Origin of the sequence: Sulfitobacter sp. EhC04 (assembly GCF_001650875.1) — a bacterium.
GTDB lineage: Bacteria > Pseudomonadota > Alphaproteobacteria > Rhodobacterales > Rhodobacteraceae > Sulfitobacter.
In genome coordinates this window covers 71,420-81,557 of the sequence record NZ_LXYI01000021.1, presented here as the reverse complement: position 1 = coordinate 81,557, position 10,138 = coordinate 71,420, and the positions used below count along the sequence as shown (strand labels likewise).

Genomic DNA, 10,138 nt, shown 5'->3' with positions numbered 1-10,138 from the left:
GTCCCGGTGCCACGGCCTCCGCCCCCGCCTCCAGCGCCCCCCGCAACCCCGCATCCATCCTCACCGGCTCCAATCCCAACAGCGGACCATAGGACAATGCCATGCCCCGCGCCTCTGCCACCTCCTGTGCCGTGTCGCGGATAATCGCCTCCATCCGGGCCAGCCTCTCTCCGTCCCCGTCCCGCCACTGCATTGAAAAGACGGCCTTTCCCGGCACGATGGAGGAGGCATTCGGATGCAATGACAGATGCCCGATGGTCCAGACCGTCGCCGGGGTCACCACATTGCGAAACCGCTCCTCCAGCAGGGCATTGAACGCCGTGACCGCCTGAAAAGCATCCTTGCGCAGGTGCATCGGCGTGGTGCCCGCATGGTTCTGCTGGCCTTCGAACGTCACCTTCATGTCGCGAATGCCCACAATGTCCGAGACCACGCCAATCCGCTCGCCGGAGGTATCCAGCGTCGGCCCCTGCTCAATGTGCATCTCGATGAACCCGGTAAAGCGGGCCGGGTCTACCGGGCCGGTGACCATCCCGCCCATCGCCGCACGCGCATCCGCCAGCGTCACCCCGCCATGATCCGTCAGCACATCCGCATCCACCTGCGACAAATGCCCCGACCAGACCGCAGATCCGGTGGTAACGCCAAAGCGTCCTTCCTCATCCTGGAATGAGACCACCGATATCGCCGGTCCGCCCGACTCCCGGCTCGCCCGCGCCACCTCCAGCGCCGCCACAACCCCCAGCGCGCCATCCAGCCAACCGCCCTCCGGCTGGCTGTCCGAATGCGACCCCATCAAAAGCGACGGCCCCTCGGCAAGGCCAAAGAGGTTCCCCATCCCGTCCATGGCCACCTGCAACCCGGCGTCCTCGAAACGCCCCGCCAGCCAGTCCCGCGCGGCCACATCGGCCTGCGTATAGGCGGGCCGGACCACCCCTTTGCCCACACCCGAAGCCCCGAATTCCCGCAACGCATGAAGGTCCGCCAGAAATCTCTCCGCATTGATCTTCATACCGTTTTCCCTCTTTTTGGCCGAAAATATTCCCGGGGAGTTTGAGGGGCAGCGCCCCTCATCAGCAAGAATAAAATCGCATGCGCGCCCGCAAGGGCGCGCACCAGCCGATCAACTCCGCGGCAAGATCACTCCGCCGCGACAGCACCCGTCACGGCCTCTACCTTCACAGCAGAGAACTTGAACTCCGGGATCTTGCCATAGGGGTCCACCGCCGGGTTGGTCAGAATATTCGCCGCCGCCTCGACATAGGCAAAGGGCAGGAACACCATGTCGGGAGACACCGCACGGTCCTCTCGGGCCATGATCTCGATACTGCCACGTTTGGTGCTCAGGCGCACATGTTCACCCGGCGCGACCCCCAGTTTGCGCAGCGTGCTGGGGTGCAGCGAACAATTCGCCTCGGGCTCCAGCCCGTCCAGCACCGTCGCGCGGCGGGTCATCGACCCGGTGTGCCAATGCTCCAATTGCCGCCCCGTGGTCAGGATCATCGGATAATCCGCATCCGGTTCGTCATCCGGCGCAATGATCGACGCAGGCGTGAACCGCGCGCGGCCATCGGGGCGCGGGAAGCCGTCGGCAAAGACGATGGCCTGCCCCGGATCGGTCTCGCTCAGTGACGGATAGGTCACCGCATTCTCGCGGCTCAACCGGTCCCAGGTGATGTTGTTCAGCGACCGCATGTTCAGCTTCATCTCGGCAAAGACATCCGCCGGGCTGTCATAGGACCAGCCCAACCCCAGCCGATTGGCCAGTTCCACCTCGATCCACCAGTCCTCGCGCGCCTCGCCCGGCGGTGCCACCGCCGCCCGGCCCATCTGCACCTGCCGGTTGGTATTGGTCACGGTCCCCGATTTCTCGGCAAAGGCACTGGCAGGCAGGATCACATCGGCATAATTCGCTGTCTCGGTGATAAAGATGTCCTGCACCACCAGATGATCCAGCTTGGCCAGCGCGTCGCGCGCATGTTCCACATCCGGATCGGACATCGCGGGGTTTTCGCCCAGCACATACATGCCCCGGATATCGCCGTCATGAACCGCGTCCATGATCTCGGTCACGGTCAGCCCCTTTTCGGCCGAGAAATCCCCCGACTTCCAGACATCGGTAAAGGCAGACCGCACACCGTCATCCATCACCGACTGGTAGTCCGGCAGGAACATCGGGATCAATCCCGCGTCCGACGCGCCCTGCACGTTGTTCTGCCCCCTGAGCGGGTGCAGACCGGCACCCGGCCGCCCCACCTGCCCGGTCATCAGCGCCAGCGAAATCAGGCAGCGCGAGTTGTCGGTGCCGTGAATGTGCTGGCTGATCCCCATGCCCCAGAAAATCATCGCCGCATTCGCCCCGGCAAAGGTCCGCGCCACATCGCGCAGGGTCTCGGCGTCAATGCCGCAGATTTTCGCCATCTTCTCGGGGGTGAAATCCTTCAGGTGCTCTTTCTCCGCCTCCCAGTTCTCGGTGTAGGCTTCGATATACTGCTGGTCGTACAGCCCTTCCTCGACAATCACATGCATGATCGCGTTCAGCATCGACACATCCGTGCCGGGCCGGAATTGCAACATATGGCTGGAGAACCGTTTCAGCGCCTGGCCGCGCGGGTCCATCACGATCAGCTTGCCGCCGCGTTTGGTGAACTGCTTGAAATAGGTCGCCGCGACGGGGTGGTTCTCGATCGGGTTGCAGCCGATGGCAATCGCCACATCCGCGTTCTCGATCTCGTTGAAGGTCGCGGTCACCGCGCCGGAACCGACGTTCTCCATCAGGGCCGCCACACTGGAAGCATGGCAAAGCCGGGTGCAGTGATCGACGTTGTTATGGCCAAAGCCCTGGCGGATCATTTTCTGGAACAGGTATGCCTCTTCATTGGTACACTTGGCAGAGCCAAAGCCCGCGACCCCTTTGCCGCCGATGTCCTTCAGCCCCTTGGCGGCGAAATCCAGCGCCTCGTCCCAGGATGCCTCGCGAAAGAACTGGGACCAGTTGCCCGGATCGACGTTCAGCCCCTTGGGCGGCGCGTCGTCGCGGCGGATCAGCGGTTTGGTCAGGCGGTGTTCGTGGTGGATATAGTCAAATCCGAAACGCCCCTTGACGCAAAGCCGCCCCTCGTTCGCGGGGCCGTTGATGCCGTCAACGTATTTTACCTTGCCATCCTTCACCTTCAGCGAGATCTGGCAGCCCACACCGCAGAACGGGCAGATGCTCTCCACCTCGGAATCGAAGTCCGCGGAATCACCCACCTGATCCTCATCCACCACCGTGGCGGGCATCAGCGCGCCGGTGGGACAGGCCTGGACACATTCGCCGCAGGCCACGCAGGTGGAGGCGCCCATCGGGTCGGCCATGTCAAAGGTTGGATAGGCATCGTGGCCCCGGCCCGACATGCCGATCACATCGTTGACCTGCACTTCACGGCAGGCGCGCACGCACAATCCGCATTGGATACAGGCGTCCAGGTTCACGCTCATCGCCACATGGCTGTCGTCCAGCAGCGGGATACGGCCCTCTTCCAGCTTGGGAAAGCGGCTGGCCTCGACCCCGTTCATCGCGGCCATGTCCCACATATGGCTGGATTTGTCATGGCTGACGTCATGCCCCGGTTGATCGGCCATCAGCAGTTCCACCACCATCTTGCGCGCGTTTTCGGCGCGCGCGTTGTTGGTGGTCACAACCATGCCCTCCGCTGGTTCGCGGATACAGCTTGCCGCCAGCACGCGCTCGCCCTCGATCTCGACCATACAGGCGCGGCAGTTGCCATCGGGGCGATAGCCGGGCGCAGGCTTGTGACACAGATGCGGGATCTTCAGGCCGCGCCCATTGGCGACTTCCCAGATCGTCAGGCCCGCCTCGGCCTCCACGGTATTGCCGTCGAGTGTGAATGTGATCTTCTCAGCCATTGCCGTCTCCTCGCATGCGCCCCCAACCTATAGCGAAATCCGGCGCAGGTCAGGAGTCCCATTCCCGACACACCCCCCCGGTTTTGCGCCACGAGGCGTTTCCGACAGGCGTCACAGTTTCCCCTATCGGCCGGTGCAATCACCGATCTCGCGCTTTCAACCCGCGCGCTGCTCGCCTATCAAGGCAGAAACAGGCAGGTGTCCCATGTCCCACATCACCCTTATCCGTCACGGTCAGGCAAACTCCGGTGCCAAGGACGAGGTGAGCTATGACAAGCTCAGCCCGCTGGGTCATGAACAGGCCGCCTGGCTGGGCGATCACCTGCGCGATAGCGAAACCCATCACACGCGACTTTACACCGGCACGCTGACCCGGCACATCGAGACCGCCGAAGGCATGGCCACGGGGCTGGAACCGATCCGCGATCCACGCCTGAACGAGCTGGAGTATTTCACGCTCGCCTCCCTGATGGAGCATCAGCACGGGATTCCCTTTCCCCTGGAACAGGGTGCCTTCACCGACCATCTGCCCACTGTTTTCCAGCACTGGCAGGACGGCATGATCGAACAGGCCCCGGAATCCTGGGAAAACTTCCACACCCGGATCGAGGATGCCCTGCAAGAGATCGCCGCAGGTCAGGGGCCTGCGCTGGTGGTGACATCAGGGGGGCTTATTTCCATGGTCATGGCGCAGGCGATGGGCCTTGGTATCCCGGCCATGTCCCGCATCGCCCTGGCCATCATGCATACCTCCATGCACCGGCTGTTTCCCATCGGCGGCCATTGGTCGCCGGTGTTGTTCAACGCGGTGCCGCATCTGGACCGACCAGACCGTCGCAGCGCGCAAACCCACATCTGAAAGGACACAGATCATGCTGAAGCTTTATTACGCGCCCGGCACGATCTCCATTGCGGTGGCCATCGGACTGGAGGAGGCCGGGCTGGCCTATGAAGCTGTCAAAGTCGATTTCGCCAATGCAGAACAGACCATGCCGCCCTACCTGGCGATCAACCCAAAAGGCCGGGTGCCTGCGCTCGTCGGCGATGACGGCACGGCCATGACCGAAACCGGCGCCTTGCTGGACTATATTGCCGCCATCGCACCAGAGGCGGGGCTTGTGCCTGCGGATGCGCAAGCTGCGGTCCATATGCGGGCTGTCATGTACTACCTCGCCTCGACCATGCATGTCGCCCATGCCCACAGAATGCGGGGCAGCCGCTGGGCCGATGCCCAATCCAGCTTTGACGACATGAAGGCAAAGGTGCCGCAGACCATGGCCGCCTGCGCCGCCTATGTCGAAGCAGAATGCCTGCGCGGCGATTATGTGTGCGGCGATGCCCTGACCATCGCCGATCCCTATCTGTTCATCGTTTGCAACTGGCTGGCGGGCGATGGCGTCACCCTCACCGACTTCCCCCGCATCACAGCCTTTCTGGCCCGGATGGAGCGCCGCGACAGCGTCAGGACCATCCGCGCCAAGGGGATGCTGTAACAGCATTTCAGCCCACCAACGCTGCCGGGTCTAGGAAAAGATGCGGAAATACAGCCAGTCGGGCAGGAACTGGCTGGCACGGAACACCAGCGAAAAGAGCCATGGAAAGCTCTTTTTGAAGCTGTCGGTGCCCATATGCTCGATCACCTGCCGGGCGGCCTCGTCGGGGTCCATGATGAAGGGCATGCGAAAATCGTTCTTCTCGGTCAGTTGAGTCTTGATGAAACCGGGGTTGACGACCTGCACCTGCACGCCGGTCTTGCGCAGGTCGGCATACATGCATTCGGCCAACGACATGGTGGCGGCCTTGGACGCGGTGTAACCGATGGAACCGGGCAATCCGCGAAACCCCGTCAGGCTTGAGGTGATGACGATATGCCCGGCATCGCGTGCCACCATCCCCGGCACCACCTGCCCCATGACCCGCATCAGGCCGGTGAAATTCACATCCGCCATGGCGGTCGCCTGTTCCGCGTTCCATTCGCGCGCACCGAATGGCCAATAGACACCGGCCAGATAGACCACGCCGTCGATCTGGCCCACAGCCTCTGCCGCCGCCTTCACACTGTCGGCGTCGGTCACATCGACAGTCTGGAAACTGGCCTTGCCCGGCAGTTCATCAACCAGCGCTGCAAGCTTTCCCTCGGACCGGGCGGAAACGATCACCTCGGCACCAGACCGGCTCAGCCTGCGTGCCAAAGCGGCGCCCAATCCGTCGCTGGCACCCACAAGCCAGTATCGTTTCGACTGAAAGCTCTTCATTGTCCCTCCTTCGGTCGGATGGTGGCGATCAGCTCTGCCACCTTGATCCCGTACTTGCGGAACTGACTGCGGTTCACGATGGTTCCGTCGGGTGTCAGGTACATCCAATCGACCGTCCGCAGCCGGTGTCCGCCGCTTTCCGGGGGCAGTGTGATGTCGTATCTGATCTGCGCCGCCGACCCGGCCACGCTGCCCCTGCCGCCGCCCGGCACGTCGTCAGCCGTGGCGATGAATTCATCGTTGTCCTGCAGGGAAATACGCCATTCCCGATCCTGAACGCTCCCGTCGTTGTAACGGAACCGCTCTGCCATCACGGCGGTGTCACCGTCCCACCGGATGTCGAAATCCGCCACGAAGGAGCTGGTCACCCGTCCCAGCGGGCCAAAGATCACGCCTTCGCAGACCATCTCGCCGTTCAGATGCTGCTGCATGTCAAATGCGGGGAACCCTTCGCTGTAATCTTCGGGGTGCTGACCGGGGAACTCCGCAAATCGCCTTCGCAGCAGCACCGCCACGGTCGCCAGGGCCACACCAATCAACAGGAAAATCAATGCATCCATAAATTGTCCTCAACTGCCCTCACCCGGCTCAACAAGCCGATCGAAATCAATTTCAGCGCGCAGGGCACACCGGCGTAAAGAATGATCAGCAGTCGCACGGCCTGCGGGGGGCTTGGTTCTGCACCAGTGCGCAGTCCGGCCCCCTCAAGCATTGGAAGTAGGGCAACGGCGGCGAATGCCAATGTGAATTTTGAAACAAATGACCACAGCCCGAACCCTTCGGCAGCAGAAGGCGATATCCTGGCCATCCGCGTCGCGAACATCGCCGGCAGCAGGGTCAGGTCCGCGCCCAGCACCGCGCCCGACGCCACACAGACCACTGCAAAGATCACCGCATCACCCGGCCCCAGAAACAGCGCGCCGCCGAAGGACACGATTCCCAGCACCATCGCCGCCAGCAGAACCCGTTTGCCGCCGAACCTTTCGGCCAGCAGCCCCCAGAGCGGGGCCGCGCCGGCAGCCGACAGGAAGAACAGCAGCAGCAGCGGCCCTTCCCATCCCGGCGCGTCCAGCGCGATCTCGACATAGAACAGGAACAGGGTTGAGGTCACCGCGACAGGGGCCGCGTTGAACAGCGCGATGACCAGCAGTTGCCGTGCCACCGGGTCCCGCAGGACAGTGGCAAACCCGGTCGAGGGTGGCAGCCCCGCATCGCGCCATTCCTGCCTCATGGCCAGCACACTGGCCAGCGCCAGCACCGCAAATCCTGCCGCAAAACCCGCAAAGGGCGCGCCGATGAACACCCCCAGCCCCACCGGCGCGACAGAGGCGGCGCAAACCCCCAGCAGCGCCCCGGTCTCGCGCCAGCGCGCAAGGGCCAGATGGCCACGTCCCGGCAGGCTGCCCGCCTTGGAAACGCCCTGGGCGTAAAAGCAGATTGTCAGAAAGCTGAACCCGGAGAACACCAGCGTCAGCATGATCCCGAACCAGGCAATGGGCAGGATCGGCGGCGGCACGGCAAACAGCCCCAGCATGGCGGCAGCCATGACAAAAGCCCCGGTTGCCACCGCCGCGCCGCGATGCCTGCGCATTCTTTCCGACAAGCGCCCCAGCAGCGGGTCCTGCACCACATCCAGCAGGCGCAGCCCGAACAGCACAGCCCCCAGCGCGGCAAGCGAGACACCGTATTCATCAACGTAGAACTTCGGCGCGTGGATATAGATGGGCAGGCCTGCCGCCGACAGCAGCGCCGCAAACAGCGCATAGGCCGGAAGCCTTCGCGCCAGGGCCGTCATCAGCGGCTGACTTCGTTCTTCGGTGGCAGCGGCCGGGGCCGAAACCCGGCCCCTTTCCACCACAGCTTGACCGCCTGCCAGTGGATCAGCGCCTGCACCCGCCGCGCACCAAAGGGCCGCCGCAGCATCGCGCGCAGGATGCCCGCGTTGGTCAGCGTTTTGCGCCTGCCGGTCAGTGTCGCGATCAGCCCGCCGTTCCCGGCACTGTAGTCGATCCAGATGCCGATCCGGTCCTCCCGGATGTCAAAGCGAAAGGTATAGGACCCCTCAATCGGCTGGAACGGCGAGACATGGAGTATCTTGGTCGATGGCAGGTGATCCTCTGCCGTGATCGGGCGCAGGTCCTCATTCCGACACAGATAGCAATGCCGGTCACCGTAGGTGTTCGTCACCTCTGCAATCACCGTGATCAGCGCGCCTGCGCTATCCCGACACAGCCAGAAGCTGACCGGGTTGAAGACAAAGCCAAGGACCCGTGGCTGTGCCAGAATCTCGATGGTCTGAACGCCGTCGATCCCTTGCGCCACCAGCACGTCGCGGACCCATCGCGCGCCGCGCCCCCGATGCGGCGCACCGCCATGGTCGCGGTCAAGCAGCGAGGTCAGCCCCGCCCGGTTGCGGCGGAACAGCCCCGGCGTCTTCGGCAGGGTTTCCGCGTCGCACAGCACATAGTCGATGGAATAGCGAAAGGCGTTCTCTATCGCGCCCTTGCGCCCGTGAAAGGTATGCCCGGCGATATGATCGACCGCCCCCGTCATTCGGCAGCGATGGGCAGGGCGGCACCCCGTTCGATCCGGTCGGCCACGTCCAGCGCGCTTGCCAATCCGTCCTCGTGAAAACCATTGCGCATCCACGCCCCGCAGAACCATGTGTTGCGGTTGCCATTCGTGGTGGCGATCTTTTTCTGCGCGGCAAGGGCCGCCAGGTCATAGACCGGATGGCGCAGCGTCACCTGATCATAGATCAGTTCCTCACGGATGCTGCGTTTGGTGTTCAGGGTGACAAAATGCGGATCATCCATCGGGATCGGCTGCAACGAGTTCATCCAATAGGTCAGGTCGATCCTGTCCGACGTGGCGTCGCTGTCCTCGGTATAGACCCAGGAGGCCCAGGTTGACCGTCGGCTGGGCATCATGCGGGCATCGGCATGCAGGGTGATGTCATTGGGCTGATACCTGATCGCGCCGAGGCTGGCCTGCTCGGAGTGGTCCGCGTCCGCCAGCATCGCCAGTGTATCGTCCGAATGGGTGGCAAATATCACCTCGTCAAATGCTTCCCAACCGCCGCCCGATGCCTTGATCTGCACCCCCGGCTCCGACCGGCGCACCGCCTGCACCGGCGCGTTCAGCCGGATGTCCACGCGCTTGGCGCGCATCGCCGCCTCCAGACGCGTCACATAGGCCTGCGAGCCGCCCTTGACCGTGTACCATTGATGCTGACCGGAATAACCCAACAGCGCATGGTTGCGAAAGAAATCCACCATCGCATAGGCCGGAAAGTCCATGATCTTTTCCGTTGGTGTCGACCAGATCGCCCCCGACAACGGCGACAGGTAGTAGTCCTTGAAATAGCGCCCTGTTCCCAGCACCGACAGGAATTCACCGATGGTCAGGGACTGGTCCCTGGCCACGCGGGTCGCGTGTTTGTTGAACCTGAAGATATCGCGCAGCATGGCGATGAAACGCGGGTTCAGGGCGTTGCGCCGCTGCGCAAAGACCGCGTTCAGGCTGGTCAGCGCATATTCGATCCGCCCGCCGTCGATGGAGGCGCCAAAGCTCATGTTCGATTTCACGACCGGCACGTCCAGTTCAGCGAAGAGCGCCGCCAGATTGGGGTAATTGGCATAGTTGAACACGATGAACCCGGTATCGACCGGCTGATCCCCGTTCTTTCCCGCAATCACCGTGCGGGCGTGCCCACCCAGCCGCGCACCGCTTTCGAACAGGGTCACATGGTGGCTGTCAGCCAGCCTGTGTGCCGCCCCCATGCCCGAGATACCAGCGCCGATGACGGCAATCCTGCGCCGGGGCGTTCCGCCTTGCACCGGCTCCATTGCTACAGCTTCAAAGGGCATAAAGTGATGATTTCCTGTCAGTTGTTACGCTAGTGGTTGGTTTGTGCAGTAATTACGAGGCCCAATGCCCAGGAGTTGCAAAAAACTTCTGTGCGCGCGCCAAGC

9 protein-coding genes are annotated in these 10,138 nt (G+C 63.1%); 2 read left to right on the top strand and 7 right to left on the bottom strand.

Annotated features, from left to right (window positions below):
* Both A8B82_RS10530 and fdhF read right to left on the bottom strand, forming a co-directional pair.
* Positions 1–1,012: hydantoinase/carbamoylase family amidase (locus tag A8B82_RS10530; RefSeq protein WP_067291810.1), on the bottom strand; the 1,012-nt coding region annotated here is incomplete at its 3' end.
* Between the two features lie 128 nt (positions 1,013–1,140).
* Positions 1,141–3,909 carry a formate dehydrogenase subunit alpha gene (fdhF, locus tag A8B82_RS10525; RefSeq protein ID WP_067291808.1) on the bottom strand — a complete coding sequence of 923 codons (2,769 nt, stop codon included), beginning with the start codon at positions 3,907–3,909 and terminating at the stop codon, positions 1,141–1,143.
* A gap of 205 nt (positions 3,910–4,114) precedes the next feature.
* Between fdhF and A8B82_RS10520 the strand changes: the two genes are divergently transcribed.
* Both A8B82_RS10520 and A8B82_RS10515 read left to right on the top strand, forming a co-directional pair.
* A complete protein-coding gene (locus tag A8B82_RS10520; protein ID WP_067291805.1) occupies positions 4,115–4,768 on the top strand; it encodes a histidine phosphatase family protein in 654 nt (217 codons plus the stop codon).
* Between the two features lie 13 nt (positions 4,769–4,781).
* Positions 4,782–5,402, top strand: coding sequence for a glutathione S-transferase family protein (locus A8B82_RS10515; protein WP_067291802.1), 621 nt, complete (start codon positions 4,782–4,784; stop codon positions 5,400–5,402).
* A gap of 30 nt (positions 5,403–5,432) precedes the next feature.
* On the opposite strand, the gene A8B82_RS10510 is transcribed toward A8B82_RS10515, so the two are convergent.
* From A8B82_RS10510 to A8B82_RS10490, 5 genes are read right to left on the bottom strand one after another with little or no spacing between them, the layout of a single operon-like run.
* The gene (locus A8B82_RS10510; RefSeq protein ID WP_067291799.1) at positions 5,433–6,164 is read right to left on the bottom strand and encodes an SDR family NAD(P)-dependent oxidoreductase; all 732 of its coding nucleotides are present in this window, start codon (positions 6,162–6,164) and stop codon (positions 5,433–5,435) included.
* Entirely contained in the window at positions 6,161–6,724 is a 564-nt protein-coding gene (locus tag A8B82_RS10505) for a DUF3833 family protein (protein WP_067291796.1), read from the bottom strand. Before A8B82_RS10505 ends, A8B82_RS10510 begins: the two co-directional genes overlap by 4 nt.
* Positions 6,712–7,959, bottom strand: a complete 1,248-nt coding sequence (locus A8B82_RS10500; RefSeq protein ID WP_067291794.1) for an MFS transporter — start codon at positions 7,957–7,959, stop codon at positions 6,712–6,714. The genes A8B82_RS10505 and A8B82_RS10500 overlap by 13 nt, the downstream gene beginning before the upstream one ends.
* Positions 7,959–8,717 carry a DUF1365 domain-containing protein gene (locus tag A8B82_RS10495; RefSeq protein ID WP_067291791.1) on the bottom strand — a complete coding sequence of 253 codons (759 nt, stop codon included), beginning with the start codon at positions 8,715–8,717 and terminating at the stop codon, positions 7,959–7,961. The genes A8B82_RS10500 and A8B82_RS10495 overlap by 1 nt, the downstream gene beginning before the upstream one ends.
* Positions 8,714–10,033, bottom strand: a complete 1,320-nt coding sequence (locus A8B82_RS10490) for an NAD(P)/FAD-dependent oxidoreductase (protein WP_067291789.1) — start codon at positions 10,031–10,033, stop codon at positions 8,714–8,716. The genes A8B82_RS10495 and A8B82_RS10490 overlap by 4 nt, the downstream gene beginning before the upstream one ends.
* Positions 10,034–10,138 lie beyond the last annotated feature (105 nt).

What these genes read in the sequence shown, in the direction of transcription:
- fdhF (WP_067291808.1), bottom strand. Translation starts at nt 3,909, where the DNA reads ATGGCTGAGAAGATCACATTCACACTCGACGGCAATACCGTGGAGGCC.
- A8B82_RS10520 (WP_067291805.1), top strand. Translation starts at nt 4,115, where the DNA reads ATGTCCCACATCACCCTTATCCGTCACGGTCAGGCAAACTCCGGTGCC.
- A8B82_RS10515 (WP_067291802.1), top strand. Translation starts at nt 4,782, where the DNA reads ATGCTGAAGCTTTATTACGCGCCCGGCACGATCTCCATTGCGGTGGCC.
- A8B82_RS10510 (WP_067291799.1), bottom strand. Translation starts at nt 6,164, where the DNA reads ATGAAGAGCTTTCAGTCGAAACGATACTGGCTTGTGGGTGCCAGCGAC.
- A8B82_RS10505 (WP_067291796.1), bottom strand. Translation starts at nt 6,724, where the DNA reads ATGGATGCATTGATTTTCCTGTTGATTGGTGTGGCCCTGGCGACCGTG.
- A8B82_RS10500 (WP_067291794.1), bottom strand. Translation starts at nt 7,959, where the DNA reads ATGACGGCCCTGGCGCGAAGGCTTCCGGCCTATGCGCTGTTTGCGGCG.
- A8B82_RS10495 (WP_067291791.1), bottom strand. Translation starts at nt 8,717, where the DNA reads ATGACGGGGGCGGTCGATCATATCGCCGGGCATACCTTTCACGGGCGC.
- A8B82_RS10490 (WP_067291789.1), bottom strand. Translation starts at nt 10,033, where the DNA reads ATGCCCTTTGAAGCTGTAGCAATGGAGCCGGTGCAAGGCGGAACGCCC.